This is a genomic window from Streptomyces lomondensis (assembly GCF_014651035.1).
GTDB classification, from domain to species: domain Bacteria; phylum Actinomycetota; class Actinomycetes; order Streptomycetales; family Streptomycetaceae; genus Streptomyces; species Streptomyces lomondensis.
In genome coordinates, this window is record NZ_BMWC01000003.1 from 227,878 (window position 1) to 254,603 (window position 26,726).

General features: G+C 73.8%; 24 protein-coding genes, 1 tRNA gene and 1 pseudogene. 17 read left to right on the forward strand and 9 right to left on the reverse strand.

The features are described 5' to 3' along the window. The first annotated feature begins 9 nt into the window (after positions 1 to 9). Positions 10 to 1,551 (forward strand): aldehyde dehydrogenase family protein, encoded by a 1,542-nt coding sequence (locus IE255_RS12470; RefSeq protein ID WP_190050283.1) that lies wholly within the window; start codon positions 10 to 12, stop codon positions 1,549 to 1,551. A gap of 255 nt (positions 1,552 to 1,806) precedes the next feature. Here IE255_RS12470 and IE255_RS12475 read toward each other — a convergent pair whose 3' ends face one another. Continuing rightward, positions 1,807 to 3,138 carry a DUF2254 domain-containing protein gene (locus IE255_RS12475; RefSeq protein ID WP_190050284.1) on the reverse strand — a complete coding sequence of 444 codons (1,332 nt, stop codon included), beginning with the start codon at positions 3,136 to 3,138 and terminating at the stop codon, positions 1,807 to 1,809. 142 nt (positions 3,139 to 3,280) lie between these two features. Here IE255_RS12475 and IE255_RS12480 point away from each other — a divergent pair. After that, positions 3,281 to 3,365 (forward strand) — tRNA-Leu (locus IE255_RS12480). 95 nt (positions 3,366 to 3,460) lie between these two features. On the opposite strand, the gene IE255_RS12485 is transcribed toward IE255_RS12480, so the two are convergent. Further along, complete coding sequence (locus IE255_RS12485; protein ID WP_190050746.1) at positions 3,461 to 4,654, reverse strand: MFS transporter; 1,194 nt, start codon at positions 4,652 to 4,654, stop codon at positions 3,461 to 3,463. Between the two features lie 53 nt (positions 4,655 to 4,707). Beyond that, the gene (locus tag IE255_RS12490; protein ID WP_190050775.1) at positions 4,708 to 4,965 is read right to left on the reverse strand and encodes a hypothetical protein; all 258 of its coding nucleotides are present in this window, start codon (positions 4,963 to 4,965) and stop codon (positions 4,708 to 4,710) included. Here IE255_RS12490 and IE255_RS12495 point away from each other — a divergent pair. Then, positions 4,964 to 5,152, forward strand: coding sequence for a hypothetical protein (locus tag IE255_RS12495; RefSeq protein WP_190050776.1), 189 nt, complete (start codon positions 4,964 to 4,966; stop codon positions 5,150 to 5,152). The two genes, IE255_RS12490 and IE255_RS12495, sit on opposite strands and share 2 nt — an antisense overlap. 39 nt (positions 5,153 to 5,191) lie before the next feature. On the opposite strand, the gene IE255_RS12500 is transcribed toward IE255_RS12495, so the two are convergent. Then, positions 5,192 to 7,054, reverse strand: coding sequence for a helix-turn-helix domain-containing protein (locus tag IE255_RS12500; RefSeq protein WP_443732527.1), 1,863 nt, complete (start codon positions 7,052 to 7,054; stop codon positions 5,192 to 5,194). Positions 7,055 to 7,225: 171 nt separating this feature from the next. Here IE255_RS12500 and IE255_RS12505 point away from each other — a divergent pair, with 171 nt between their 5' ends. The 7 genes from IE255_RS12505 to IE255_RS12535 all read left to right on the forward strand — a co-directional run bounded on the left by IE255_RS12505 (position 7,226) and on the right by IE255_RS12535 (position 16,275). Beyond that, entirely contained in the window at positions 7,226 to 8,965 is a 1,740-nt protein-coding gene (locus tag IE255_RS12505; protein ID WP_190050286.1) for an FAD-dependent oxidoreductase, read from the forward strand. A 47-nt stretch (positions 8,966 to 9,012) separates the two neighbouring features. Next, the gene (locus IE255_RS12510; protein ID WP_190050287.1) at positions 9,013 to 9,882 is read left to right on the forward strand and encodes an intradiol ring-cleavage dioxygenase; all 870 of its coding nucleotides are present in this window, start codon (positions 9,013 to 9,015) and stop codon (positions 9,880 to 9,882) included. Then, positions 9,879 to 10,970: a maleylacetate reductase gene (locus IE255_RS12515; RefSeq protein ID WP_190050288.1), complete on the forward strand. Its 1,092-nt coding sequence runs from the start codon at positions 9,879 to 9,881 to the stop codon at positions 10,968 to 10,970. Before IE255_RS12510 ends, IE255_RS12515 begins: the two co-directional genes overlap by 4 nt. A gap of 46 nt (positions 10,971 to 11,016) precedes the next feature. Then, positions 11,017 to 11,859, forward strand: coding sequence for an NmrA family NAD(P)-binding protein (locus IE255_RS12520; protein ID WP_190050289.1), 843 nt, complete (start codon positions 11,017 to 11,019; stop codon positions 11,857 to 11,859). Between the two features lie 138 nt (positions 11,860 to 11,997). Continuing rightward, complete coding sequence (locus IE255_RS12525) at positions 11,998 to 12,912, forward strand: YceI family protein (RefSeq protein ID WP_190050290.1); 915 nt, start codon at positions 11,998 to 12,000, stop codon at positions 12,910 to 12,912. Between the two features lie 324 nt (positions 12,913 to 13,236). Then, on the forward strand, positions 13,237 to 15,282 hold the full coding sequence (gene fusA / locus IE255_RS12530) for an elongation factor G (RefSeq protein WP_190050291.1): 2,046 nt from the start codon (positions 13,237 to 13,239) through the stop codon (positions 15,280 to 15,282). Positions 15,283 to 15,420: 138 nt separating this feature from the next. Then, positions 15,421 to 16,275: an alpha/beta fold hydrolase gene (locus tag IE255_RS12535; RefSeq protein WP_190050292.1), complete on the forward strand. Its 855-nt coding sequence runs from the start codon at positions 15,421 to 15,423 to the stop codon at positions 16,273 to 16,275. Here the strand turns inward: IE255_RS12535 and IE255_RS12540 are convergent. After that, positions 16,262 to 16,654: an SCO5389 family protein gene (locus tag IE255_RS12540; protein WP_190050293.1), complete on the reverse strand. Its 393-nt coding sequence runs from the start codon at positions 16,652 to 16,654 to the stop codon at positions 16,262 to 16,264. The genes IE255_RS12535 and IE255_RS12540 overlap by 14 nt on opposite strands. Before the next feature lie 51 nt (positions 16,655 to 16,705). Then, positions 16,706 to 17,647: an ATP-binding protein gene (locus tag IE255_RS12545; protein ID WP_190050294.1), complete on the reverse strand. Its 942-nt coding sequence runs from the start codon at positions 17,645 to 17,647 to the stop codon at positions 16,706 to 16,708. 152 nt (positions 17,648 to 17,799) lie between these two features. On the opposite strand from IE255_RS12545, the gene IE255_RS12550 reads away from it, so the two are divergent. After that, on the forward strand, positions 17,800 to 19,314 hold the full coding sequence (locus IE255_RS12550) for an ABC transporter substrate-binding protein (protein WP_190050295.1): 1,515 nt from the start codon (positions 17,800 to 17,802) through the stop codon (positions 19,312 to 19,314). An 11-nt stretch (positions 19,315 to 19,325) separates the two neighbouring features. Here IE255_RS12550 and IE255_RS12555 read toward each other — a convergent pair whose 3' ends face one another. Further along, positions 19,326 to 19,727 carry a RidA family protein gene (locus tag IE255_RS12555; RefSeq protein WP_190050296.1) on the reverse strand — a complete coding sequence of 134 codons (402 nt, stop codon included), beginning with the start codon at positions 19,725 to 19,727 and terminating at the stop codon, positions 19,326 to 19,328. 124 nt (positions 19,728 to 19,851) lie between these two features. Between IE255_RS12555 and IE255_RS12560 the strand changes: the two genes are divergently transcribed. Next, positions 19,852 to 20,232, forward strand: coding sequence for a winged helix-turn-helix transcriptional regulator (locus tag IE255_RS12560; RefSeq protein ID WP_190050297.1), 381 nt, complete (start codon positions 19,852 to 19,854; stop codon positions 20,230 to 20,232). Positions 20,233 to 20,267: 35 nt separating this feature from the next. Here the strand turns inward: IE255_RS12560 and IE255_RS12565 are convergent, their stop codons facing one another. Continuing rightward, positions 20,268 to 21,029, reverse strand: a complete 762-nt coding sequence (locus tag IE255_RS12565) for a CDP-alcohol phosphatidyltransferase family protein (protein WP_190050298.1) — start codon at positions 21,027 to 21,029, stop codon at positions 20,268 to 20,270. A gap of 108 nt (positions 21,030 to 21,137) precedes the next feature. Here IE255_RS12565 and IE255_RS12570 point away from each other — a divergent pair, with 108 nt between their 5' ends. The 4 genes from IE255_RS12570 to IE255_RS12585 all read left to right on the forward strand — a co-directional run bounded on the left by IE255_RS12570 (position 21,138) and on the right by IE255_RS12585 (position 25,100). Beyond that, entirely contained in the window at positions 21,138 to 22,109 is a 972-nt protein-coding gene (locus IE255_RS12570) for a zinc-dependent alcohol dehydrogenase (RefSeq protein ID WP_190050299.1), read from the forward strand. 113 nt (positions 22,110 to 22,222) lie between these two features. Next, positions 22,223 to 22,621, forward strand: a complete 399-nt coding sequence (locus IE255_RS12575; protein WP_010043117.1) for a 6-pyruvoyl trahydropterin synthase family protein — start codon at positions 22,223 to 22,225, stop codon at positions 22,619 to 22,621. After that, positions 22,618 to 23,823 carry a glycosyltransferase family 4 protein gene (locus IE255_RS12580; protein ID WP_190050300.1) on the forward strand — a complete coding sequence of 402 codons (1,206 nt, stop codon included), beginning with the start codon at positions 22,618 to 22,620 and terminating at the stop codon, positions 23,821 to 23,823. The genes IE255_RS12575 and IE255_RS12580 overlap by 4 nt, the downstream gene beginning before the upstream one ends. A gap of 140 nt (positions 23,824 to 23,963) precedes the next feature. Beyond that, positions 23,964 to 25,100, forward strand: coding sequence for a methyltransferase domain-containing protein (locus IE255_RS12585; protein ID WP_372487629.1), 1,137 nt, complete (start codon positions 23,964 to 23,966; stop codon positions 25,098 to 25,100). Here the strand turns inward: IE255_RS12585 and IE255_RS12590 are convergent. Continuing rightward, entirely contained in the window at positions 25,042 to 25,539 is a 498-nt protein-coding gene (locus IE255_RS12590) for a hypothetical protein (RefSeq protein ID WP_190050301.1), read from the reverse strand. The two genes, IE255_RS12585 and IE255_RS12590, sit on opposite strands and share 59 nt — an antisense overlap. Before the next feature lie 319 nt (positions 25,540 to 25,858). Between IE255_RS12590 and IE255_RS40120 the strand changes: the two are divergent. Beyond that, positions 25,859 to 26,590: pseudogene (locus IE255_RS40120) on the forward strand (lysylphosphatidylglycerol synthase transmembrane domain-containing protein); the annotation flags it as partial. Between the last annotated feature and the right edge of the window lie 136 nt (positions 26,591 to 26,726).

Genomic DNA, 26,726 nt, shown 5'->3' on the forward strand with positions numbered 1-26,726 from the left:
AGCGATCCCATGGCACCCACCCTCACCCTCAAGTCCGGCACGTCCTGGCCCGATGCCTGGCGGCGCTGTCTCGCCGTCGCCCCCGAGGCCTTCCGCGACGACCGGGTCCTCAACCTCTGGAACGCCGCCTGGCAGGCTGACGGCCGGGTCCTGCCCGCCGTCAGCCCGGTCGACGGCAGCCCGATCGCCGGCCCGCCGCGCCTGGACGGGGCCACCGCCCGGCAGGCCGTGCGCGCCGCCCTCGACCAGCACCGGGCCTGGCGGCACGTCCCACTGGAGGAGCGCCGGGCCCGCGTCGCGGCCACGCTCGACGCCCTCGCCGAACACCGGCGGCTGCTCGCGCTGCTGCTCGTCTGGGAGATCGGCAAGCCCTGGCGGCTCGCCCAGGCGGATGTCGACCGGGCCGTCGACGGGGTCCGCTGGTACGTCGACGGCATCGAGCCGATGGTCGCCGGCCGGGCCCCGCTGGACGGCCCGGTGTCCAACATTGCCAGCTGGAACTACCCGATGAGCGTGCTCGTTCACGCAGTGCTGGTGCAGGCACTGGCAGGCAACGCGGTCATCGCCAAGACCCCGACCGACGGCGGTGTCGCCTGTCTGACCCTGGCCTCGGCGCTCGCCGCCCGCGAGGGGCTTCCCGTCACCCTCGTCAGCGGCAGCGGAGGCGAGCTGTCCCAGGCGCTGGTCCGGGCGCCCGAGATCGGCTGCGTCTCCTTCGTCGGCGGCCGCGACACCGGCGCCGCGGTGGCCACGGCCGTCGCCGACCTCGGCAAGCGACACGTACTGGAACAGGAGGGACTCAACACCTGGGGCATCTGGAACTACTCGGACTGGGACACGCTCACCGCGGTGATCCCGAAGCTCTTCGACTACGGCAAGCAGCGCTGCACGGCGTACCCGCGCTTCGTCGTCCAGCGGCACCTGTTCGACGCGTTCCTGGCGGCGTACCTCCCGGCGGTCCGCACGCTCAGGGTCGGCCACCCGCTCGCCGTCGAGCAGCGGGACGACCCGTACCCGGAGCTGGACTTCGGGCCGTTGATCAACGCGGCCAAGGCGAAGGAGCTGCGGGACCAGGTCGCCGAGGCGATCGAGCGCGGCGCCGTACCCCTGCACCGCGGCAGTCCGGCCGACGCCCGCTTCCTGCCCGGCCAGGACACCTCCGCCTACGTCCATCCGGTCACGCTCCTCAACCCGCCCTCGTCCTCCCCGCTGCACCACGCGGAGCCGTTCGGCCCGGTCGACACGATCGTCCTGGTCGACACGGAGGCGGAGCTGCTGGCCGCGATGAACGCCTCGAACGGCGCGCTGGTGGCCACGCTGTCCACGGACGACCGGGCCACCTACGACCGGCTCGCCCCGCACATCCGCGCGTTCAAGGTCGGCCACGGCCGACCCCGCTCACGCGGCGACCGCGACGAGCTGTTCGGAGGGCTGGGCGCGTCCTGGCGAGGCGCGTTCGTCGGTGGGGAACTGCTGGTACGCGCGGTGACGCGGGGGCCGGCGGGGGAGCGGCTGCCGGGGAACTTCCCGGAGTACCAGCTCGTGCCGTGAGGAAGGGGGCGTGTGCGGTGCCGGCCTGCCATGCGCGGTGCCGGGCGCTTGGCGGTGTGTGTGGCGCCGGCCTGCCCCGCGCGGTGCCGTGAGGAACGGCGGTGTGTGCGGTGCTGGCCTGCCCCGCGTGGTGCCGGGCGCTTGGCGGTGTGTGCGGTGCCAGCCTGCTACGCGCGGTGCCCCGGCGCCTGGCGGTGTGTGCGGTGCCGGCCCGCCACGCGCGGTGCCCGGCGCCGGACGGCGCCGAGGCGTCGCTCAGCCGATGCCCTGCCGGTCCGGGCGCAGTGCGAACGCCCGGTCCGCCGGGGCCGGTGCGCTCCGGTCGACCGCCTGGCGGAGCAGTTCGCGGTGGCGCAGCAGCGGCTCGCGTCGTTCCGGCGGCGCGAGCAGGAGCAGGTCGTCCAGCCCGGCCAGCATGCGCCGCGAGACCTGCGGGCTGCCGGTGGCGCACCCCCGTACCTCGGTGAACCCCAGATCCACCAGCTCCGTCCACCCCGGCACGGGCTGCACCAGGCGCACCGTCCCGCCGCGGTCCCGGTGCCGGACGGCGTCCAGCGGATGCCGGCTCAACGCGGCCAGGAACTGCACGACACGGTCCAGCGCCTGGACGGCGGTCGTCGGATCGTTGATCGCGGGGGACAGGGCGCGCAGCGCGATGTCGGACAACTGCCGCAGCCCGAAGCCGAGATCCTGGTGGTAGGTCCGCTCCACTCCCACCGAGACCGTGTAGCGCAGCGCCCTGCGTGGCGGGGCGGGCCCGCCGTGCACCGCCAGCACGGGCGTACCGGGCACCACGAAGTCCCCGATCCGCGGGATCAGCCGCAGCACCACCCCGTGGGAGCGCGCCACCCGCACCAACCGCGCGATGTGCACGTCCCGCAGCACCCCCGCCCGGCCCTCGTGCGGCACCCAGGCGGTCGCCGGACCGAGGCCGGCGGCGTCCTCTCCGCCGGCCGGCACGGGCATCGAGGCGGCCACCCGGAAGGACTCCGTGGCGATCCGCGCGATCACATGGCTGATCCGCATCAGCCGCAGCGTGGTGTTCACGTACAGCACGAAGAGCAGCAGGCTCAGCGCGACCATGACGAGCGTGAGGACCGACTGCACCAGAGGCACCGACGTGACGGTACGGGGGTCGTCGGCCGTGTCGAAGGCGGTCAGCACCAGCAGGGTCAGTACGAAGGTCGCCAGGAAGACCGCGAAGGTCGCCTTGGTGATCCGGCTCCGCACGAACAGCCGCACCACGCGTGGCGTGAACTGGCCGCTCGCCATCTGCACGGCCACCAGCGAGATGCTGAACACCACACCGATGAAGGTCATCATCGCCGAGCCGACCGCGCTCACCACGGCCTTGGCGTCCTGCGCGAACCGCAGCAGCTCGTCGAGCGTCTCGTGGTCGCCGTCCTCCTGGAGCGCCTCGACGACGGCCGTGTCGAGCGCCTGTGCCCCCAGCCACACCACGAAGACGATGGCCATCGCCGCGGTGGGGGCGAACCAGAACGTGTCCCGCAGATGCTCCCTGAGCGGCGACAGCGCGCGCGGGCGACGCCGGGCAGCGGGACCCCGCGTAACCATCCAGTCACTCATGGTGTGACCCTAGGGGCATCGGGCCGTGAGGTCCCGGACCCCCGCCCGGTGGACGGAAACGCAGGTGAAAGGCACTCCGAAACCTTGGTATTGTTGTCCCTGTCGCCGCGGGGAACACCCCTGGCAAGGCGACGGACACCTCGTCCGGGTGGCGGAATGGCAGACGCGCTAGCTTGAGGTGCTAGTGCCCTTTATCGGGCGTGGGGGTTCAAGTCCCCCCTCGGACACGGACACGAAGGTGCCGACCAGATCATGGTCGGCACCTTTTCTCGTGCGGTCGCTTTCTCGGTTTTCGGTCGCTTTCGGATGCCGTCGACGCGCGCTACGTACCCGATCCGTCACGCCCGGCGACCTGGCGTGCGGCGACGACCATGACGACGGTGGCCGCCAGGGTGATGCCGGCGCCGACGTAGAGCGGTGAGGCGTAGCCGAAGCCCGCGGTGATGGCCAGGCCCCCGAGCCAGGCGCCGAGCGCGTTGCCGACGTTGGACGCGGACACGTTGGCGCTCGCGGCCAGTGCCGCCCCATGGGCGAAGTCGGTGACGCGAGTGATCATGCCGGGCACACTGGCGAACCCGGTCACCCCCAGCGCGAACACCAGCACGACCGAGGCGACGGGGCTTTCGGCCAGCAGACCGAACAGGGCCAGGGTGACGGTCAGTGCGAGCAGGGCGAGGACCAGGGCCCGGTCCCGGTCGCGGTCGGCCGCGCGCCCGCCGATCAGGTTCCCGACGACCAGACCGACGCCGTACACCATCAGCAGCCAGGCGACATCGTCCGGGGCGAAGCCGCTGACCTCGGTGAACGTGTAGGCGATGTAGCTGAACGCGCCGAACATCCCGCCGTAGCCGAGCGCGGTGGCCGTCAGCGTCAGCCAGACCTGCCAGGACCGGAACGCCCGCACCTGAGCGGCCAGGCCGAGGGGCTGCACCGGGTCGGCACCGTCCCCCGTCCTCTCCTGCGGCCGGCCCGCCCACGCGGGGACGAGGGCGGCGATACCCGCCAGCGCGAGCACGCCGATCGCGGTGACCGCCCAGAACGCCGCCCGCCAGCCCCAGCGCTCGCCGACCAGCGCGCCGAACGGCACGCCCAGCACGTTCGCGACGGTCAGTCCGGCGAACATGATCGCCACGGCCTGGGACTTCTTCTCCGGCGCGACCAGGCTGCGCGCGACCAGCGAGCCGATCCCGAAGAACGAACCGTGGCACAGCGCCGCGACGATCCGCCCGAGCAGCATCACCTGGTAGTTCGGCGCGATCGCGGACAGCAGGTTGCCGAGGACGAACAGCGCCACCAGGCCGACCAGGACCTGCTTGCGCGGCAGCCGTGCCGTCGCCGCGGTCAGCGCGATGGCCCCGACCGCGACACTCAGCGCGTACCCGGAGATCAGCCAGCCCGCAGCCGCCTCGGACACCGCGAAACTCGACGCCACCTGCGGCAGCAGCCCGGCGATCAGGAACTCGGTCAGCCCGATGCCGAACCCACCGAGCGCCAGCGCGACCAGCCCGCTCGGCATCCGCCGCCGCTCGGAGCCGGGCTTCTGTAACACGCGTATGGGGCTGTCGTCGCTCATATGCCCTTGGTTGCCTTTCGGGAGGGTTCGGGTGGATTGGGGGCGCGGTCGGCTCCGGCTTGCGAGCCACACGGCCCGGGTCGGCTCATGGTCCCACTCACACCTCTGGCGGTGGGGCCCATTAATGTCTCGTCGGCGTCGGCGTCGGCGTCGGCGTCGGCGCCGTCGAGCCGGGCGTGCAGCGCGGCGTACCGGCCGCCGCGCGCCGCCAGTTCGGCGTGCCCGCCCCGCTCGACGACGCGTCCCTCCTCCATGACCCGTGCCCTGCACCACGGGCTGCGCCAGCCGGCCGCGCCCCCAGGCGGCAGCATCGAGGCGCTCGACGCGCACATGCAGGAGGGGAACCGCTGGCTCGCGTCGGTCCTGAAGACCCTGACCCCCGGAGCGCGGCGTGCTGGGACCGGCCACCGGCGCTGCGGCTGTCACCACCGCGGCGGCTGACGGGGGGAGCTGGAGACGTCGAAGTGCCGGTGGGGCCCTTCAGCCCCGGTACCCCCGCAGCTTGCGGTACAGCGTCGCCCGGCCTATCCCCAGCGCCGCCGCTGCGCGGGCCTTGTTGCCGCCGTGGCGGCGCAGTGCCTCCAGGATCGCGGCGCGCTCGGCGTGCTCCATCGGGCTGAGGGGCCGCGCGGCCGGTCCGTCCCGCAGGGTGTCCGGCAGTTCCGCCCGGCGGACGGGGCCGGACAGCCGGCGGTTCTCCGCCAGGGCCCGGACGACGTGGGCCAGTTCGGTGACGTTCCCGGGCCACGGGTACAGCTCCAGCGCGCGCAGGGCGTCCAGGGTCCAGGTCAGGGGCGGCTGGCCGGGCGCCGGGCGGGGCGCCAGGGCCGGCAGCAGCTCCCGTATGTCCTCGGTGCGTTCGCGCAGCGGGGGCAGGGTCACCGAGCGGGCGGACAGCTTGTCCAGCAGGCGCTGGAGGCAGGGGCCGACCGGCGCGCCGGGCGTGTGGGTGACCAGCAGCGGGGCGTCCGGGTGCGTGTCGAGCAGGGCGTTGAGCGCGGCCACGCCGGGCTGGGCGAGGCGCTCGGCGTGCCGGAGCAGGAGCGGTCGGTCGGCCCGCCACGCGGACAGGGCCCGGTCGAGCCCGGCGTCCTGCGCGGCGTCGGCGACCAGGACGTCACCCGGCCCCAGCAACTCCCGTGCCAGGGCCGACTTTCCGGTCCCGCGCTCACCGGTCAGCAGCAGCGGCTCCCGCGAACGCGTCAGGTCGACCGCACGTCCGACGGCGTGCCGCCACGGCACCGAGGTACCGGCCAGGGTGACTGGTGGGGGAGGCGAGCCCGGCACTGAAGGCGCCGGATCGTCGAGCGGTTCCAGGACGGCCACGATCCCGATGACGGTGCCGTCCAGACACACCGGGGTGAGGTGCGCGGTGCAACCGGCCTCCTCGGGCAACACCGCGAACTCGGGCACCGTGGCTCCGTCGGGCAGTACGGCCGTCCCGTCGGACACCGTCCCCATTCCGGCCGTCCCCGTCCCCTCGGGCACCTCCGCGGTGCCAGGGGCCCCCGAGACCCCCACATGCCGCGCGCCCACCGCCGTCCGCTCCAGCGCTTCCAGCGCCTCAGGCGTGAGCAATCCCCGCGCCGTGCCGCTGATCAGCCGATTGCGGCCGTCGAGCGCGGCCACGGCCCGGTCCTTGCCCTGCGCCGCCCGCAGATACGCGTCGAGCAGCACCCGCTCGGCCCGCCCCGCCCGTGCGCGCAGCTCCGTCTCGACGGCCGCGGCGGTGGCCTCGGCGAGTGCGGCCTGCGGGTGGGGCGGACGCGCGGTGCACGGCCGCGACGCGACGGTCAGCGTGCCGAGCACCTGGCCGGTGTCCGGGGCGAGCACCGGGACGCTCACGGCGGACACGTCCTGCCACCGGTCGAGGAAGTGCTCGGGCCCGTGCACCTCGGCCCGCCGCCGGGTGCGCAGGGCGAGGGCCGCGCTGTTGTTGCCGACGTCCTGCTCGGAGAGGACGGGGCACGGGTCGAGCCCGGGCACGCTCCCCGCCGTCCACAGCACGCGCAGCCGCTCGTCGGTCAGGACGAGCAGTGCCCGGTCCGTACCCAGGGCGGGAGCGACCCGGTCGAGCACCGGCCGGGCCGCGTCGAGCAGCGCCGACTCCACCGGCACCGGCCGTACCGGATCCTCGGCCGGCTCCGTCAAGTCGTGCCGCACCCCGAAGAACCGGGCCCGCCGCCACGCCGCGACGACCTCCTCCGGCACGCCCCCCGGCAACTGACCCCCCGCCAGGAACCGCTCGCGAGCGAGACGCAGCGAGGGCCGGGGGGTGGCCGCGGCGGTGGCTGCGGTGGTCGTTGCGGGGGTGGCTGCGGAGGAGGGCTCTGTCGTGGTCACGGCATCCACACCGTAGCGGGTTCGGTTGAACGGGCAACAACCACCCGTGCCCGGAGCCCCACGCCCCGCCCTGTGAGGTGTCTCGTAATGAGACACCCGCACCCCGCCCGACCGCTCCACGATCATGAACGCGAGATGTCCGCCCCCATATCCCCCCCGCATGAGCGCCCCGTGTCCACCGTCGTCGAGACCGACGTCCTGATCGTGGGCAGCGGCCCCGCCGGTGCCTCCGCCGCGCTCGCCCTCAGCACCTACGGCGTGCCGACCATCGTGGTGACCCGCTACGCGAGCCTCGCCGACACCCCCCGCGCGCACATCACCAACCAGCGCACCATGGAGGTGCTGCGCGACCTCGGCGTCGAACAGGAGGTCGTCGCGCAGGCCACCCCGCAGCACCTGATGGGCAACACGACCTTCTGCACCAGCCTGGCCGGCGAGGAACTGGGCCGCGTCCGCTCCTGGGGCAACGACCCGCTCGCGCAGGCCGAGCACGAACTCGCCAGTCCCACCCGCATGTGCGACATGCCGCAGCACCTCATGGAGCCGGTCCTCGTCAACGCCGCCGTCGCCCGCGGCGCCCGCCTGCGCTTCGAGACCGAGTACCTCTCCCACACCCAGGACGCCGACGGCGTCACGGCCACCGTCCGCGACCGGCTGCGCGGGGACACGTACGAGATCCGCGCCAAGTACCTGATCGGCGCCGACGGCGGACGCTCGAAGGTCGCCGCGGACGCCGGGCTGCCGATGGGCGGACAGATGGGCGTGGCCGGCAGCATCAACATCGTCTTCGAGGCGGACCTGACGCGGTACACCGCCCACCGCCCCTCCACCCTCTACTGGGTCCTCGCCCCCGGCGCGACGGTCGGCGGCATCGGCGCGGGCCTGGTGCGCTGCGTCCGCCCCTGGAACGAGTGGCTGATCGTGTGGGGGTACGACGTCGGCGCGGGCGCGCCCGACCTGACCACCGAGTACGCCGAGTCGATCGTCCGCAAGCTCGTCGGCGACGACGACATCCCGGTGACGATCAAGTCGTCGTCGGCGTGGACCGTCAACGAGATGTACGCCGAGCGGTACGCGAACGGCCGGGTCTTCTGCGCCGGCGACGCCGTGCACCGGCACCCGCCGTCCAACGGCCTCGGCTCCAACACCTCCATCCAGGACGCCTACAACCTGGCCTGGAAGCTCAAGCTCGTCCTCGACGGCACCGCCCACCCGAGGCTCCTCGACAGCTACACCGCCGAGCGCGCCCCGGTCGGCCGGCAGATCGTCACCCGCGCCAACCAGTCCATCCGCGAGACCGCCCCCGTCTTCGAGGCCCTCGACGGGCTCTCCCCGCAGACCCCCGAGCAACTGTGGGCCAACATCGCCGCCCGCAAGGACGCCACCGGGGCCGCCGAGAAGCAGCGCACCCGCCTGCGGGAGGCGATCGCCTTCAAGGTGTACGAGTTCAACGCGCACGGCGTCGACCTCAACCAGCGCTACGCCTCCGCCGCGATCGTCCCGGACGGCACACCCGACCCCGGCTTCACCCGCGACCCCGAACTGCACCACCAGCCGTCCTCCCGCCCCGGCGCCCGCCTCCCACACGCCTGGATCACCTCCGGCACCCGCACCCTCTCCACCCTCGACACGGTCGGCCGGGGCCGCTTCACCCTGCTGACCGGCATCGGGGGAGAGGACTGGGTGCGGGCGGCCGAGGCCCAGGACGTCGAGATCGCCACCGTGGTGATCGGCCCGGGGCAGCAGTACGAGGACCCGTACGGCGACTGGGCACGCCTGCGCGAGATCCCCGACGCGGGCGCCCTGCTGGTCCGCCCGGACGGTTTCGTCGCCTTCCGGCACGCCTCCGCCACCCCGGACGCCGGGGAACTGCTGGGCGGCGCGCTGCGGCGGATCCTCGGACACACCTGAGCGCGCGCCATCATGGAAGAAGCGCACGCCGACGACGAGGAGCGGGGATGACCACCGACGCGACCGGGACCGGCGTCACCGAGCAGGCCCTCGCCAGCCTCCGCACGACGGCCGATCCGCGGCTGCGCGAACTGCTCACGGCGCTCGTCCGCCACCTGCACGACTTCGCACGCGAGACACGGCTCACCCAGGAGGAGTGGGAGCAGGCGGTCGCCTTCCTGACCGCGACCGGACAGGCCTGCACCGACACCCGGCAGGAGTTCATCCTGCTGTCGGACGTGCTCGGCCTCTCCATGCTCGTCGAGACCCTCCACGGCCACCACGCGCCCGGAGCCACCGAGTCGACCGTGCTCGGCCCCTTCCACCTGACCGAGTCGCCGGTCCGCGCACTCGGCGACGACATCGACCTGGTCGGCGGCGGCCAGCCCTGCGTGGTCAGCGGCCGGGTGCGCTCCGCGGACGGCACGCCGCTGCCCGGCGCCCGCGTCGACGTCTGGCAGGCCGACGACCAGGGCTTCTACGACGTCCAGCAGCCCGGCGTGCAGCCCCCCGGCAACGGACGCGGGCTGTTCACCGCCGACGCAGAGGGCCGCTTCTGGTTCCGCACCTGCGTCCCGGCGGCGTATCCCATCCCCACCGACGGCCCGGTCGGCGCCCTGCTGCGCGCGACCGGGCGGCACCCGTACCGCCCCGCGCACATCCACTTCATCGCGACGGCCGAGGGCCACACGCCCGTCACCACGCACATCTTCGTCGCCGGCGGCGACTACCTCGACTCCGACGCGGTGTTCGCGGTGAAGCGGAGCCTGGTCAAGGACTTCGCGGAGACCGACGACCCCGCCCTGGCCCGGGAGTTCGGCGTACCGAACCCCTTCCGGCACGCCGGCTTCGACCTCGTCCTGGAGCGCACCCCATGATGTTCCAGCAGGAGTTCACGTACGAGACCCGGCCCGTGCGGGTCGTGTTCCGGCCCGGCGCCGCCGTCACCGCGACCCCGGGCGAGGCCGCGCGCCTGGGGCTGCGGCGGCTGCTCGTGGTGTGCGGCAGCCGGGGCGAGCGCGTCGCCCGGTCGGTCGCGGACGCGCTCGGCGACAGCTGCGTGGGACTGCACCCCTGGGCCCGGATGCACGTGCCCGTCGAGGACGCCGACCGGGCCGTCGCGGCGGTCCGCGCGGCCGGGGCGGACGGCTGCGTCGCGGTCGGCGGCGGCTCCGCGATCGGGCTCGGCAAGGCGATCGCCCTGCGCACCGGACTGCCGCTGATCGCCGTGCCGTCGACCTACTCCGGCTCCGAGATGACCCCGGTCTGGGGCCTGACCGAGCACGGCACCAAGCGCACCGGCCGCGACCCCGTCGTCCAGCCCCGCTGCGTCGTCTACGACCCCCGGCTCACCCTGTCCCTGCCCGTCCCGCTGACGGTGACCAGCGGCGTCAACGCCCTCGCACACGCCGTCGAGGCGCTGTACGCCCCGGACGTCTCGCCGCTGGTCTCCGTCATGGCCGAGGAGGGCGTGCGGGCGATGGCCGAGGCGCTGCCGCTGCTGGCCGCCGGCCCCGAGGACCTGGAGGCGCGCAGCCGAGCGCTGTACGCGGCGTGGCTGTGCGGCGCGTGCCTGGGCGCCACCACGATGGGGCTGCATCACAAGGTCTGCCACGTGCTGGGCGGCACCTACGGACTGCCGCACGCCGAGACGCACACCGTGGTCCTGCCCCACGCCCTCGCGTACAACGCCCCCGCCGCGCCGCAGGCGCTGACGGTCCTGCGCCGGGCGCTCGACGCCGACGACGTGCCGCGCGCCCTGTGGGAGCTGTCCGGACGCCTCGGCGCACCCCGCTCCCTCGCCGAACTCGGCCTGCCGGAAGGCGAGGTGGCCCCGGCGGCGACCCGGGTCGCGGGCGAGCCGTACGCCAACCCGCGCCCGGTGACGGCGGACGGTGTGCGGGCCGTGCTGCGGGCGGCGTACGAGGGCGCCCCTCCGGAGCCCGCAGACGGGACTGCCGTATAGGCCCTTGCGGACAGAAGGTGACCGCAAGGGCTCCTACGGTCGTGGCATGACTCAGACGCAGAAGATCCTTGTCACCGGCGCCACCGGCACCGTCGGCCGCCAGGTCGTCGCGGAACTGCTCGCCCGGGGCCACGAGGTCCGCGCCCTCACGCGGGACGCCGCGAAGGCCGCCCTCCCGCCCGGTGTCGAGATCGTCGAGGGCGACCTGACCGCCCCGGACGGCCTGGGCCCGGCCCTGGAGGGGATCACCGGCCTCCACCTGATCACCTTCGGAGGGGCCGCCTTCACTCCGCTGGAGACCGGCCCGCGCATCCTGGAACTGGCCCGCTCCGCCGGAGTCCGCCGGATCACCGTGCTGCACGGCGGCGGGCCCACCCCGCTGGAGGACGCGGTGCGTGCCGACGACGAGGTGAGCTGGACCGTGCTCATGCCGGTCGAGTTCATGGCCAACGCCCTGGAGTGGGCGGACGGGATCGCGGCCTCGGGCGAGGTCCGGGAGCCGTTCGTCGACCGCCTCAGCGCCATGGTCCACGAGGGCGACATCGGCGCCGTCGCCGCGGTCGCGCTCACCGAGGAGGGGCACGCGGGCCAGGAGTACGTGATCACCGGCCCCGAGGTGCTCACCGTCGGCGACAAGGTGAAGACGATCGCGGCCGCGGCCGGCCGGGAGATCACCCTGGTCGAGCTGACCGAGGAGGAGGCGATCGCGCGGTGGCGGGCGGCGTTCCTCCCGGAGGACGTCATCGGCTTCCTGCTGGAGGCGTACGGGAACACCCCCGAGGTGGGCCGTACGGTCGCCGGCACCGTCGAGAAGGTCACCGGCCGCCCGGCGCGCACCTTCGCCCAGTGGGCCGCGGAGCACGCGGACGTCTTCAGGGAGCGGTCCTGACTGTCTCGTATTGAGACACCCGTGGCGAAGCCCGGTCCGTCAGGATCGACGAGGGGGTGTGACCGCAGCAAGGTGCGGGCGTGCGGCGTGCGCGGAACCGCCGCCGTACGCCCGCACACCCGAAGAAAGGTGAACCACATGGCCCTCGCACTGCTCCGGCGCCGGTGGCTCAAGAGCACCTCCGCCGCAGCGGCGGGCCTCGCCCTCCCCCTTCCGCCCGGCGCCGGTGCCGTGGCCCGCGAGGTCGTCGACCCGATGGGCTCGCCCCTGGCGGCCGCGGACGCCACCGTGACCGCCCTGGACACCCACCGCGTCGCCGCCCGCGGCACGACCGACCCGTACGGCTACTTCCTCGCGGCGCTGCCGCCCGGCCGGTACAGCCTGCTGATCTCGGCGCAGGGCCTGCGGCCGCACCGCGAGACGATCGAGATCGTGGCGGGGACGTCGACGCCCACCGAGCGCGTCTGGCTGGCACCGGCCGAGGCCCTCCAGCTGCCGACGCCCGGAACCTGGCTCTTCGACCCGCCGCACACCGCGATCCGGTTCATCGCCAAGCACGTCGGCATGGCCCATGTCCACGGCCGCTTCGAGCGCTTCGAGGGCGGCATCCAGATCGCCCAGGACATGACGGACTCGCGCGTGCACGTCCGCATCGACGCCTCCAGCATCAACACCGGCAACACCACCCGCGACAACCACCTGCGGTCCGCCGACTTCCTGGACGTCGAGCGCTTCCCCCACATCGACTTCACGAGCGCGCGCTTCGCCTATAGGGGCGGCAGCAAGTGGACCCTGCTGGGCTCCCTCACGATGCACGGCGTGAGCCGCTCGGTCTCGCTGGACACGACGTACCTGGGCACGGTGAACGGCGGCTACGGCCAGGAACTGCGCTGCGCGGCCCTGGCCACGGCGGAGCTGCACCGCGAGGACTACACCCTCAACTGGCGTTCCATGCTGGCCCGGGGCATCGCGGTGGTCGGCCCGACGGTGCAACTGGAGCTGGACGTCCAGGCGATGTACCGCACCCACGACACCCCGACCCCGCCGGAATAAATCCCTGGCCCCGCCCCTTCCGCCCTTCCTACACTCGGCACAGACCAGGCGCCGCCCACGACCGAGCGACGCGCCACCGTGACGACGAAGGGAGACGGCCATGCGTGACCACACCGCTGTCACCGTCTCCCTGTCGCGCTACGAGGTGATCCTCGTGTCCTCGTCGCTCCGGTGCCTGCTGCGCGGCCGGCGCCGGATGACCGGGACGAGTGCCTGAGAACACGCTTCTGACGTGCCGTCGGCAGGGCGCGCCTGTGCCGCCCTGCCCTGCTCGCCCGGAGATCGCGCTGCCCTTTTCCTGATCGCACCGAAAGGCCACGGGCCGTGCGCACCCACCGGAGTCCCCTCGCCGTCGTCCGCAACCTCGGCATCCTCGCCCATGTCGACGCCGGCAAGACCACCGTCACCGAACGGATCCTGTTCGCCACCGGAACCACGCACAAGCGCGGCGAGGTCCATGACGGCACGACCGTCACCGACTTCGATCCGCAGGAGCGGGACCGGGGCATCACCATCTTCTCCGCGGCGGTGAGCTGTTCCTGGGACGGCCACCGGATCAACCTGATCGACACCCCGGGGCACGTCGACTTCGCCGACGAGGTGGAGCGGGCGCTGCGGGTGCTCGACGGGGCGGTGGCCGTGTTCGACGCGGTGGCCGGGGTGGAGCCGCAGAGCGAGTCGGTGTGGCGGCAGGCCGACCGGCACGGCGTCCCGAGGATCGCGTTCGTCAACAAGATGGACCGCGCCGGTGCCGACCTCGACGCGGCCGTGGCGTCGATCCGGGAACGGCTGCACCCGGCCCCGCTGGTGGTGCAGCTGCCGGTCGGCGCGGAGGACGCCTTCACCGGCGTGGTCGACCTCGTCCGCATGCGCGCGCTGCTGTGGCCCGGCGGCGACGCCCTGGAGGACGCGCCGGTGCCGGACGGACTGCGGAACGAGGCCCGCACGCGTCGCCGGGCGCTGGAGGAGGCCGTGGCGGAACTCCACCCGGGCGCGCTGGAGGAGTTCTGCGACACCGGCACGCTCGGCGAGCGGACCCTCGCCTCGGCGCTGCGGGACCTGACCCGCAGCGGCGACGGCGTGGTCGTGCTGTGCGGCTCCGCGTACCGCAACCGCGGTGTCGAGCCGCTGCTCGACGCCGTCGTGGCCTACCTGCCGTCGCCGCTGGACGTGCCGCCGGTCCGCGGCACGCACCGGGGCGAGGAGCAGTACCGGCCCGCCGACCCGGACGCACCGCCGGCCGCGCTCGCGTTCAAGGTGCACGCCACGGCGACGGGACGGCTGACGTATCTGCGGATCTACTCCGGGACGATCGAGAAGGGAGACACGCTGTGGGACGCGAGCGCGGGGCGCACCGAGCGGATCGGCCGGATCCTGCGCGTCCAGGCCGACCGGCACGCACCACTGGACCGGGCGGTCGCCGGTGACATCGTCGCCGTCGTCGGGCTGAAGTCGGCCCGGGCGGGCTCGACGCTGTGCGCGCCCGACGCCCCGCTCGTCCTGGAACCGCCGGGTGTGCCCGAGCCGGTGGTGTCGGTCGCGGTCGAGTCCCGCGGGGCCGGTGACACGGACCGGCTGGCGTCGGGGCTGGCGCGGCTGACCGAGGAGGACCCGTCGCTGGTCGTGCGGACCGACCCGGAGACCGGGCAGACGCTGCTGTCGGGCATGGGCGAACTGCACCTGGAGGTGGCGGTGGAGAAGCTCCGCCGCGACCTCGGGCTGGAGGTCAACGTCGGCCGCCCCCGGGTCAGTTACCGCGAGACCGTCGGACGGGGCGTGTCCGGGCTGGTGTTCCGGCACGTCAAACAGGACGGCGGGGCGGGTCAGTTCGCCCATGTCGTCCTCGACGTGGAGCCGTACGAGGAGGGAGGCTTCGACTTCCGCTCGGCTGTCGTCGGCGGACGGGTGCCGCAGGAGTACGTCCGCGCCGTCGAGGCCGGCTGCCGGGACGCCCTCGCCGAGGGGCCGCTCGGCGGGCACCCGGTGACCGGGCTGCGCGTCACGCTCACCGACGGGGCGACCCATGTGAAGGACTCCTCGGACACGGCGTTCCGCACGGCCGGCCGCCTCGGTCTCCGCGAGGCCCTGCGCGCCTGCGCGATGGTCCTGCTGGAGCCGGTCGCCGAGGTCACGGTCACCGTGCCCGAGGACGCGGTGGGCGGCGTGCTCGGCGACCTCGCCGCCCGGCGCGGCCGGGTGACCGGCTCGGCCACCCGCGCGGGCGCCGCGGTCGTCACCGCGACCGTGCCGCTGGCCGAACTGTTCGGCTACGCGACCCGGCTGCGCAGCCGCACCCAGGGCCGCGGCACCTTCACGTCCCGGCCCACCGGCTACGCACCGGCGCCTGCCGTCGCCACCCCGGTCCGGTAGCGCCCAGGGCGGTCCCCTCCCGTAGCAGGAGGGGGCCGCCCCGACCGCACGGGTAGGACACCACCGACGACGGCACGGTGGACGTCCCCGACGGAAATCCAGTTGCTCCCGGCACCACCCGCTGTCAGTCTCGCCCCCATGCCCGCCTTCACCGCCCCGGACGGCACCACCCTCGCCTACCACGTGACCGGAGAAGGCCCGCCCTTGGTCTGTCTCCCCGGCGGCCCCATGCAGGACTCCGTCTACCTGGGGGACCTGGGGGGCCTGACCGCCCACCGCACGCTGATCCGGCTGGACCTCCGCGGCACCGGCCGGTCGGCGGTGCCGGGGGACACGGCGTCGTACCGCTGTGACCGGCAGGTCGAGGACGTCGAGGCGCTGCGGGTGGAGCTGGGGCTGGAGCGGATGGACCTGCTCGCGCACTCCGCCGGTGCGAACCTGGCCGCCCTGTACACGGCCCGTCATCCGGACCGCGTGGGCCGGCTCGCCCTCGTCACGCCCAGCGTCTTCGCCGTCGGCCTCGGCATCACCGCCGAGGACCGCCTGGAGACGGCCCGACTGCGCCGGGACGAACCGTGGTTCGCCCCGGCGTACGCGTCCCTGGATGCGATCACGTCCGGCCGGGGGGCGGACGGGGACTGGGACGCGGTCGCGCCGTTCTGGTACGGGCGATGGGACGACGAGGCGCGGGCCTTCCGTGCGGCGGAGCAGCTCCAGCGCAACGACGAGGCGGCTGCCCTGTACACCTCCGACGGCGCCTTCGACCCCGACGCCACCCGGACCGCCCTTGCCGCGTTCCCCTCGCCGGTCCTCGTCCTCGCCGGGGAGTACGACGTGGCGGCGCCTGCGCGTGTGATGAAGGAGTACGCGGGACTGTTTTCCAGCGCCGAGCTCGTGGTGCAGAGCGGGGCAGGGCACTTTCCCTGGCTGGACGGTCCGGGGCCGTTCGTGGCAGCCCTGGCCGCCTTCCTGGACGGCGTCAGCAGTCCCTGAACTCCGGTGACTGGTTCAGGATCTGGGAGCGTGCGGACGTGAAGCGGGTGTACGTCTCGCCGTCCCGGGACTCCGGGCGGAACGCCGCCACGCGGTGGCAGTTCTGGAAGGCCAGGGCGATGCCGAAGTGGCGTTCCAGGCTGGTGCGGATCGCGTCGCTGGCGAGGGCGCGCAGGAGTTGGCCGCGTTCCTGTTCGGACGGGGGAGGGGTCTGGTTGTCCGTGAACTCCGCCCGGCCGGCGTGGAGGTCGGTGGCCAGGGAGGCGATCAGGGCGTAGGCGTAGGGGAGGGACGTGCGGACCGTGTCCACGAAGTCCTCCTCGCGGATGTCGCCGCGTTCGGCCTCGGCGAGGAGCCGGTCGGATACGTCGAGAGACATGAGGGGACGTCCTGTCTGGTTGTCGGTGACTGTCGCTGAGGGGTGGCGGGGTCAGGCGGTGACCGGGCCGCCGGGGACGTAGTCCGGGTCCACCTGGGCCGCCAGGTCCTCGCCGGTGCGGGCGTCCGCCCAGGCGCGGGCGTTGCGCAGGTGGAATTCGACCGCGTGGCGGTGGAGCCGGTCCCAGTCGCGGGGGTGGGAGTCGACGGCCTCGCGCAGGATGTTCAGGGCGTGCCGGTTGTGTGGTTCCAGCTCGCCTCGCTCCCGGCCCTGTTCGGCCGCGCGGATCCAGGGGGACTGCTCCAGGTGGGTCAGGAGGTCGTCGCCCACGTGCTCCTTGAGGAAGAGGAGGTCGTCCTCGCACGTCACCTTGTTGCCGATGACCGCGATGCGGATGCCGAACTGTTCGGCGTGGTCGCGGTACTGGCGGTAGACCGAGACGCCCTTGCGGGTGGGTTCCGCCACCAGGAACGTCAGGTCGAAACGGGTGAACAGGCCGGAGGCGAAGGCGTCCGCGCCCGCCGTCATGTCGACCACGACGTACTCGCCGGGGCCGTCCACCAGATGGCCCAGGTACAGCTCGACCGCGCCGAGCTTGGAGTGGTAGCAGGCCACGCCCAGGTCGGACTCGTCGAACTCGCCCGTGACCATGAGGGGGACGCCGCCCGCCCGGCCGAGATGCCGCGCGTGCAGTTCGTCGTCGCCGAGCGGGCGCAGCAGGCGGGAGCCGCGGCCCGGCGGAGTCGTCTTGATCATCGACTCGGGGGAGGTGATGCGCGGGTTCGTGCCCCGCAGGTAGTCCTTGATCCCGGGCAGGTGCGCGCCCAGGGGAAGTGCGGGTTTCTCCTCGCCGCCGAGCGCCTCGGCCAGGTGCTGGTTGATGTCGCCGTCGATGGCGAGGACCGGCGCGCCGGAGCGCGCCAGATGGCGGGAGAACAGCGCCGACAGCGTCGTCTTGCCGCTGCCTCCCTTGCCGACGAACGCGACCCTCACGACCCACCCGCCTTTTTGAAAATGGATGTCATGTGGCTACATTCGAGGAGTGTGCGCCGGGCTGTCAAATTGCTTGGGCCGTATGGGATTTGGAGGGGGCTTCAGTCGTGCATCCCCCGGTTGATCGGCCCGTTCCCGCTGATGCATATGCTGTGCAAGTGCGTGACCTCAGCATCAAGCCCCGCCCCCGGTTCCTCGCCGCCCTCGCCCTCGTCCCGTGCCTGGCCGGCTGCTTCGCCTCCCCCGGCGGGGAGCCGTCGTCGGACGGCGGGCAGTCGGGCTCCCGGCTGCGCGTCGCCCTCGCCTTCCCGCCCGCCGAGAACTTCTCGCCGTACGGAGCCGACGCCACGCTGCTCAGCCGCCTCGGCGTCACCGAGGGCCTGACCGCCCTGGACGCCAACGGCGCCGCGGCCCCCGCACTCGCCGAGTCCTGGCGCCGCGAGAACGACCGCACCTGGCGGTTCACCCTGCGCGAGGCCACCTTCCAGGACGGCACGGACGTCACCCCGTCCGCCGTGGCCGCCGCCCTCACCCGCGCCACCCGGGCGAAGCCCGCGCCCGCCGCCCTCGCCGGTGTCACCCTCACCGCCGAGGCCGACGGCGACCGCGGCCTGCGCGTCACCACCGCCGCCGCCGACCCCGTCCTGCCCATGCGCCTGTCCAGCCCGAGCCTGGCGATCCTCTCCCCGAAGGCGTACGGGAAGGCGGGCCGCCCCGACCCGGTCGGCACCGCCACCGGCCCCTTCGAGATCACCGAGGTCAACGGCGGCGGCTCCGCCACCCTCGACCGCTTCGACGACTACTGGGGCGGCCGCGCCCAGGCCTCCGGCATCGACGCGCGCTTCGTCAAGGACGGCACCGCCCGCGCCAACGCCGTACGCACCGGCGACGTCGACATCGCCGAGGCGATCCCCGTCGCCCAGGCCGCCACGCTCGACCAGGCCACCCTCAAGGAAGCCGGCACCACCCGGACCACCAGCCTCCAGCTCAACACGCGGACCGGTCCCTTCAAGGACCCGGAGCTGCGCGCCGCCGCCCGCACCGCGATCGACTCCTCCGCCCTCGTCAAGGGCGTCTTCGAGGGCTACGCCGACCCGGGCGCGGGCATCTACGGCCCCGCCGTCACCTGGGCCGAGAGCAAGCGCGTGAAGCCGGCCGGACGCGCGAAGCCCGCCCGGCCCGACGGTACGCGGATCACCCTCGCCACCTACGACAACCGGCCCGAGCTCCCCGAGGTCGCCCAGGTCGTGCAACAGCAACTCCAGAAGGCCGGCTTCACGGTCAAGCTGGAGGTGCGCGAGTACTCGCGGCTGGAGAGCGACGCGCTCGCCGGGAAGTTCGACGCGTTCATCGGCGCCCGCAACAGCCTGCTGGACACCGGCGACCCCGTCGGCATCCTCGCCAGTGACTACACCTGCGACGGCGGCTACAACCTCGCCCGGCTGTGCGACAAGAAGGTCGACCGAGCCGTCGCCGAGGCCGACAGGACCGACGGCACGGGCGAGCGGCAGGACGCCGCCATGGCCGCCGAGGCCGCGATCCTCGGCACGGACGCGGTCGTGCCGCTGGCGCACCAGCAGATCATCGCCGGCGTCTCCACCAAGGTCCGGGGCGTGCTCCTCGACCCGTACGAGCGGACCCTGGTGGGCACCGGAACGCGTCGCTGAAACCGGCCGGTTCAGGCGGGCAGCTTCGTGTCGACCACGCAGCTGATCTCGACGAGCTGTCCGGGGAAGGTCAGTTCGGTGACGCCCAGGGCCGTGCTGACCGGGCGGTGCGTGCCGAAGTACGCCTTGTTGCCCTCGGCCACCACCTCGGCGTTGCGCACCAGGTCCACCGCGTACAGGGTCTGGGAGACGATCTGGTTGCTCGTCACGCCGTAGTGGGCCAGGACCCTGTCGAGGTTCGCGTAGGTCTGCTTGAGCTGGGCGGCGAGGTCGTCCTCGGGGTTGAAGCCGCCCGCCTCGTCGAACGAGAGCTGTCCGGAGACATGGATCAGATCGCCGGAGCGGATCGCCTGCGCGTAGCCGAAGTGGCTCTCGGCGGGGATGCCGTGGTCGTAGACGTCGAGGGTGGTCATGGTTCCCGTCCTTCCGTCGAGCGTGGAGTCCGATGGGGTCCACGCTCTCTTGCGGTTACTCGGAAACCGTAGGAGAGTGAGTGCCGACCTGGAAGAACGCACTTTTCGGTGACTGGGGAACCAGATGGTGACCAAGCAGTTGAGGGACCTGCCCGAGAACGCGGACCTGCGGCGGGCGGACTCCCTGGCGCGGGAGATCTTCTCGGACGTGGCCAACAAGTGGGCGCTTCTGATCATCGAGGCCCTCGGTGAACGCACCCTGCGCTTCAGCGAGTTGCGCGACGAGGTGGAGGGCGTCAGCCACAAGATGCTCACCCAGAACCTGCGGATGCTGGAGCGCAACGGCCTGGTCGACCGGAAGGTGCATCCCACGGTGCCGCCGAAGGTCGAGTACACCCTCACCGAACCGGGCCGGGCCCTGCGCGCCACGGTCGACCTGATCTGCGGCTGGACCCATGAGTACCTCGGGCACATCGAGACGGCGCGCGACCGGTTCGACGGCTGACCGGCCGGGGCGTTGACGGCTGACCGGCCCGGGCGTCAGCCCGCGACCAGTTCCCGCACCTGCCGCGGAGCCGGGGCCTTCTCGACCCGCGAGGTCCGGTACAGCCACAGCACGTCCCGCCCGAACGACCACACCAGCAGGCCCAGCGCCAGGGCCGCGACGGCGAAGTTGGCCGCGTAGGGCAGCAGATCGGCGCCCGCCAGCAGCAGCAGTACGCCCTGGAGCGCGGCGACCGTCTTGCGGGCGGTGCTCGGCGGGAGCGCGGCGGTCAGCCAGGGCCAGATCCGGGCGGCGCCGACGAAGACGTACCGCATGCCGCCGATCAGCAGGACCCACGGGCCCAGTTGCATGGACACGTACACGCTGAGCACCAGGATCAGGAACGCGTCGACCTCCATGTCGAAGCGCGCGCCCAGCGGCGTCGAGGTGCCCGTGCGGCGGGCCACCTTGCCGTCGACGCCGTCCAGGATCAGCGCCACCGCCGTCAGGCCGACGAACAGCGACACGGGCGGCGAGCTCTGGAAGGAGTCCGCGACGAGTGCGGTGACCCCGCCGACGAGGGTGGCCCGGCCGAGGGTGACCCGGTTCGCCGTGCCGAACGAGCGCAGCCGCGAGCGGTGCAGGGCCCGGGAGAGCACCGCCCAGGTGGCGATCGCGAACGCGAGGCCGGTCAGCCAGCCCGCCGGGCCCATCCCGATCGCGCTACCGATCAGGGCCAGCAGCAGGACCTGCACACCCGCCCCCAGGGCGGTCTCCTGCTGTACGAGCCTCGCGTCGTAAGTGTTGTTCAGGGCCACCGAACACCCTCCGGCCGTGTGACAGAGTCGATCAACGCCGCTACCTTGTGCGCGGCCTGTGCACCCCTCGGTACGCAAGCAGCTTCCCGATCGTTCAGGAGGACCTCGATGAAGCACACCGGACGTGCGTTCTGGATCGACTCGCCCGGGCGAGGCGCGATCCGGGACGTCGCCCTGCCGGACCCCGGCGAGGGCGAGGTGCTGGTCCGCACGCTGTTCTCCGGTGTGAGCCGCGGCACCGAGACGCTCGTCTTCCGCGGCGGCGTGCCCGTCAGCCAGCACACGGCCATGCGGGCACCGTTCCAGGAGGGCGACTTCCCGGGCCCCGTGAAGTACGGCTACCTCAACGTCGGCGTGGTGGAGGAGGGACCGGCCGCGCTCGCCGGCCGTACGGTGTTCTGCCTCTACCCGCACCAGACCCGCTACGTCGTGCCGGCGCGTGCCGTGACGCCCGTCCCGGACACCGTGCCCGCCGAACGGGCCGTGCTCGCCGGGACCGTGGAGACCGCCGTCAACGCCCTGTGGGACGCCGCGCCCCTGGTCGGCGACCGGATCGCGGTCGTCGGTGGCGGCATGGTCGGCTGCTCGGTGGCCGCGCTGCTCGCCCGGTTCCCCGGCGTCCGCGTCCAGTTGGTCGACGCCGACCCGGCCCGCGCGAAGGTCGCCGAGGCGCTCGGCGTCGGCTTCGCCACGCCCGAGAACGCCGCCGGGGACTGCGACCTGGTCGTGCACGCCAGCGCCACCGATCAGGGCCTGGCCCGGTCCCTGGAACTGCTCACCGCCGAAGGGACCGTCCTCGAACTGAGCTGGTACGGCGACCGGAAGGTCGGTGTGCCGCTCGGCGAGGCCTTCCACTCCCGGCGGCTCGTCATCCGCAGCAGCCAGGTCGGCACCGTCTCCCCGGCCCGCCCGAACCGCACCTACGCCGACCGGCTCGCCCTCGCCCTCGACCTGCTCGCGGATCCGGCGCTCGACGCCCTCGTCACCGGCGAGTCCGCCTTCGAGGACCTGCCGGACGTGCTGCCGAAGCTCGCCTCGGGCGAGATCCCGGCGTTGTGCCACCGCGTCCGCTACGCCTGACCTGAGAAAAGACGTACCCGAGGCTGAACAGGGGAAGGCAACGAGCCGTAATACACGGCATCCCCGGCAGCCATAGCGGGGGAGCAGACGCGCCGCACCTGGAGGGTCGTCCGTTGTTCAGCATCACCGTCCGCGATCACATCATGATCGCCCACAGCTTCCGTGGCGAGGTCTTCGGGCCGGCCCAGCGCCTGCACGGGGCCACGTTCCTCGTGGACGCCACATTCCGGCGCGAACAGCTGGACGAGGACAACATCGTCGTCGACATCGGGCTGGCCACCCAGGAACTCGGGGCGGTCGTCAGCGAGCTGAACTACCGCAACCTCGACAACGAGCCCGACTTCGCCGGGGTCAACACCTCCACGGAGTTCCTCGCCAAGGTCATCGCCGACCGACTGGCCGAGCGCATCCACAAGGGCGCGCTGGGCGAGGGCGCCAAGGGCATCGCGGGCCTCACCGTCACCCTGCACGAGTCGCACATCGCCTGGGCGAGTTACGAGCGTGCGCTGTGACCGACACGACCATCGAGCGGCCCGGGCCGACCGGACCGGCACCGGCGCGGCTGAACTACGTTCCGGTGCAGCACGCCGCTCTGAAGAACGCCGAGATCATCCCCATGTCCCTGCGCACGGTGCACTTCGTGCTGCCGGGCGGCGTCGACGACCCGGCGACCCCGAGCGGCGGCAACGCCTACGACCGGCGCGTCTGCCTGGACCTGCCCGGCTTCGGCTGGCAGGTGACCAAGCACGCCGTCGCCGGTGACTGGCCCCGGCCGTCGGCCGCGGCCCGTACGGAACTCGCCCGCGCCCTGGCCGGATTGCCGGACGGCGCCGCCGTCCTGCTCGACGGGCTGGTGGCCTGCGGCGTGCCGGAGATCGTCGTGCCGGAGGCGGAACGATTGCGCATGGCCGTTCTCGTCCATCTCCCGCTCGGCGACGAGACCGGGCTCGACCCGGCCGTGGCCGCCGACCTGGACGCCAGGGAACGGACGGTGCTGCGGGCCGTGCCGGCCGTGATCGCCACCAGCGACTGGGCGGTCCGCCGCCTGGTCTCCCACCACGGCCTGCCCCCCGAGCGGGTTCATGTCGCCGCTCCCGGCGCCGACATCGCGCCCCTCGCGCCCGGCACCGACGGTGTGTCGCGGCTGCTGTGCGTGGCAGCCGTGACCCCGCGCAAGGGCCAGCACCGGCTGGTGGAGGCGCTGGCCGCGGTGACCGACCTGCCGTGGAGCTGCGTGTGCGTCGGCGGTCTCACACAGGACCGGGAGTACGTCGCCCATCTGCGGTCCCTCATCAGGAAGCACGGCCTGGAGGACCGGCTGGAGCTGGCGGGCCCGCAGTCCGGCGCCGCGCTCGACGCCAGTTACGCCACGGCCGACCTGATGGTCCTTACCTCGTACGCCGAGACGTACGGCATGGCGGTGACCGAGGCGCTGGCCCGTGGCATCCCCGTGCTGGCCACGGACGTCGGCGGCGTCCCCGAGGCGGTCGGGCGCGCTCCCGACGGCGGGGTGCCCGGCATCCTCGTCCCGCCGGAGAACCCCGCCGCCATCGCCGCCGAACTGCGCGGCTGGTTCGGCGAGGCGGACGTACGGCGCCGCCTGAAGGCCGCCGCCCGCGGCCGCCGCGCCGCCCTCGGCGGCTGGGCGGCGACCGCACAGAGCCTGGCGGCGGTCCTGCGCCGGCTCCCGACCGAACCCCGGAGGGCCGCATGACGAACCCGGCGACGACCCAGCAGACCGGCACGATTCCGGCCCAGCCCGGGCCGAGAGAGACCGCCGAGCCGACGAACGGCGTGCTGCCGGGCGCGGGGCCTGGCGGGAAGCCCGGGGTGGGGCAGCCTGGCGACGCGGTGATGGTGGGGGTTGGCTCCGGCGGCGGGTCCGGGGTCGGGCAGGCCGGTGACGTGGTGGTGGCTGGTGTCGGTTCCGGCGGGAAGGCCGGGGCGGGGCAGGCTGGTGACGCGGTGGTGGCTGGTGTCGGCTCCGGCGGGAAGCGCGTGCCGGGGCAGGCTGTCGATGCCGTCGCCGCGGGTGTCGGACCCAGCGGCACGGCCGCCGTGCCGGGGCAGGGCGCCGACGGCGTCATCCCGGGCGCCGGACCCAGCGGGAAAGCCGGCTCGCGGCCCACCGTGAAGCTGCGCGAGGCCGATCCCGACGATCCGCCCCGCTACGCGCCCGAGTGGCTGGAGCTGCGGGAACCGGCCGACGCCGCCGCGCGGGCGCACGACCTGCTCGACCCGCTGCGCATCCGGCTCGCCAACCTGCCGGGCAAGTCGGGCGGTGTCGTCATCCACGACCTGGGCTGCGGCACCGGCTCGATGGGCCGCTGGCTCGCCTCCCGCCTGGACGGCGCCCAGCACTGGATCCTGCACGACCGCGACCCCTACCTGCTGCACTTCGCCGCCGTCGCCTCCCCGCGCTCCGCCGCCGACGGCAGCCGGGTCAGCGTGGAGACGCGGCGCGGTGACGTCGCCCGCCTCACCCCGGACGCCCTCCAGGGCGCGTCCCTGGTGACGGCGTCCGCCCTGCTGGACGTCCTCACCCGCGAGGAGATCGACACCCTCGCCGCCGCCTGCGCCGGAGCCGGCTGCCCCGCCCTGCTGACGCTGTCCGTCGCCGGGCGCGTGGAACTGACCCCGTCCCACCCGCTGGACTCGGAGATCGCCCAGGCGTTCAACGACCACCAGCGCCGCGACGGCCTGCTCGGCCCCGACGCGGTCACGGCGGCGGCCGAGGCGTTCTCCGAGCAGGGCGCGACGGTACGGCTGCACCCGAGCCCCTGGCGACTCGGGCCCGAGCAGGCCGCGCTGACCGAGCAGTGGCTGCGCGGCTGGGTCGGCGCCGCCGTCGAGCAACGCCCCGACCTGCGGGTCCTCGCCGACGCCTACCTGGCCGACCGCCTGGCGGCCTGCGCCGCGGGCGAGTTGCGCGTCACCGTCCACCACACCGACCTCCTGGCCCTGTGCCGCCCGGCGGGCGGAGCGTCATGAGCCCACAGGCGACGGGGACGGAGGCGGCACCGCGGGGCGTGGCGACGCCGGTCCGTGAGCGGCCGGCACCGGTCGGCACCGCGCGGGTGACGGAGACCGGCAGCGGCCGGTGCCCGCTCGGCGAATCCGCCGTACCGGCGCCGAGTTCGGTTTTGGCCGCCGCGCCGGCATCGACGCCGGTTTCGGCCGTCGCGCCGGCATCGACGCCGGTTTCGGCCGCCGCGCCGGCGCCGACGTCGGTTTCGGTCGTCGCACCGGCGCCGACCTCGGTTGGGGTCGCCGCGCCGGCGCCGACGTCGGTTTCGGCTGTCGCACCGGCATCAACGCCGGTTTCGGTCGCCGCGCCGGCGCCGACCTCCGCTTCGACCGTCGCACCGGCACCGACGCCGGTTTCGGCCGCCGGGTCGGCTCCGGCTCCGACGTCGGCCTTGGCCGCCAAGTCGTCGCCCCGGAGCGCCGATCAGACGTCAGCGCCATCGCCGACCACGGCGTCGGCCCCCGGCAGTGGCCTGGGGTCGGCCCCCGGCAGCGGCCCGGTGTCGCCCGCCCGCCGCGGCCCGGCATCGCCCACCGCGGCCACCTCCGCTGCCCGCCCCGCAACCACCCCGGGGACCGACCGCACCCCCGCCGGTTCCCCGTCGCCCGGCCCCCTCCGTGCCGCCCTCGCCCGGCTCGGTTCCCGCACAGTGCGTACGCACCTCGGGACCGTCGCCGGAGTGGCCATCCTCGGTGTGCTGTTCTGGCGGCTCGGTACCGGTGTGTTCCTGGACGGGCTGCGTCGGATCGACGGGGTGACACTGCTGCTCGCGCTCGGGATCGGGCTCGTCACCACGGTGTTCAGCGCGTGGCGCTGGGCGCTCGTGGCCCGGGGGCTCAGGATCCGGCTGCCGTTCGGGCCGGCAGTCGCCGACTACTACCGCGCGCTGTTCCTGAACGCGGCCCTGCCCGGCGGCGTCCTCGGCGACGTCCACCGGGCGGTCCGGCACGGGCAGAGCGAGGGGGATGTGCGGCGGGGCGTGAAGGCCGTCGTCCTCGAACGGGCCGCCGGGCAGATCGCGCTGTTCGCCGTCGGAGCCGTGGTCCTGCTGACCATGCCGTCCCCGGTGCTCGCCCAGGCCCGGCACGCCGCCCCGCTCGCGGCCCTGGCCGCACTCGGCGCACTCGCCGTCGTCCTCGCCCTGCGCATGAACCGGGCGGCGCCCTCCCGCCGGGGCCGGAAGCTGCGCGCGATGCTCGCCGAGGCACGCGAGGGGCTGCTGTCCCGGCGCAACGGCCCCGGAGTGGTTGTCTCCTCCGTCGTCGTCCTGGCAGGTTACGTCGCCATGTTCGTCCTCGCCGCCCGCGTCGCCGGAGCCGCCGCCTCCGTGGCCGTCCTGGTGCCGCTCGCGGTGCTCGCGCTGCTGGCGATGGGACTGCCGCTGAACGTCGGCGGTTGGGGACCGCGGGAGGGCGTCACCGCCTGGGCGTTCGGCGCCGCGGGCCTCGGCGCCGGCCGGGGGCTCGCCGTTGCGGTCGTCTACGGCGTGCTCAGCCTCGTGGCCAGCCTGCCCGGCCTGATCGTGCTCGTCGCCCGCTGGTACGCGGGCCTGCGCGCCGGGCCCCGGACCACCGCACGGGCCCCTGGAC

What these genes read in the sequence shown, in the direction of transcription:
- IE255_RS12540 (WP_190050293.1), bottom strand. Translation starts at nt 16,654, where the DNA reads ATGTCTCTCGACGTATCCGACCGGCTCCTCGCCGAGGCCGAACGCGGC.
- IE255_RS12520 (WP_190050289.1), top strand. Translation starts at nt 11,017, where the DNA reads ATGACTCAGACGCAGAAGATCCTTGTCACCGGCGCCACCGGCACCGTC.
- IE255_RS12585 (WP_372487629.1), top strand. Translation starts at nt 23,964, where the DNA reads ATGGTGGGGGTTGGCTCCGGCGGCGGGTCCGGGGTCGGGCAGGCCGGT.
- IE255_RS12535 (WP_190050292.1), top strand. Translation starts at nt 15,421, where the DNA reads ATGCCCGCCTTCACCGCCCCGGACGGCACCACCCTCGCCTACCACGTG.
- IE255_RS12490 (WP_190050775.1), bottom strand. Translation starts at nt 4,965, where the DNA reads ATGGAGGAGGGACGCGTCGTCGAGCGGGGCGGGCACGCCGAACTGGCG.
- IE255_RS12510 (WP_190050287.1), top strand. Translation starts at nt 9,013, where the DNA reads ATGACCACCGACGCGACCGGGACCGGCGTCACCGAGCAGGCCCTCGCC.
- IE255_RS12515 (WP_190050288.1), top strand. Translation starts at nt 9,879, where the DNA reads ATGATGTTCCAGCAGGAGTTCACGTACGAGACCCGGCCCGTGCGGGTC.
- IE255_RS12555 (WP_190050296.1), bottom strand. Translation starts at nt 19,727, where the DNA reads ATGACCACCCTCGACGTCTACGACCACGGCATCCCCGCCGAGAGCCAC.
- IE255_RS12470 (WP_190050283.1), top strand. Translation starts at nt 10, where the DNA reads ATGGCACCCACCCTCACCCTCAAGTCCGGCACGTCCTGGCCCGATGCC.
- IE255_RS12570 (WP_190050299.1), top strand. Translation starts at nt 21,138, where the DNA reads ATGAAGCACACCGGACGTGCGTTCTGGATCGACTCGCCCGGGCGAGGC.
- IE255_RS12485 (WP_190050746.1), bottom strand. Translation starts at nt 4,654, where the DNA reads ATGCCGAGCGGGCTGGTCGCGCTGGCGCTCGGTGGGTTCGGCATCGGG.
- IE255_RS12525 (WP_190050290.1), top strand. Translation starts at nt 11,998, where the DNA reads ATGGCCCTCGCACTGCTCCGGCGCCGGTGGCTCAAGAGCACCTCCGCC.
- IE255_RS12495 (WP_190050776.1), top strand. Translation starts at nt 4,964, where the DNA reads ATGACCCGTGCCCTGCACCACGGGCTGCGCCAGCCGGCCGCGCCCCCA.
- IE255_RS12475 (WP_190050284.1), bottom strand. Translation starts at nt 3,138, where the DNA reads ATGAGTGACTGGATGGTTACGCGGGGTCCCGCTGCCCGGCGTCGCCCG.
- IE255_RS12560 (WP_190050297.1), top strand. Translation starts at nt 19,852, where the DNA reads ATGGTGACCAAGCAGTTGAGGGACCTGCCCGAGAACGCGGACCTGCGG.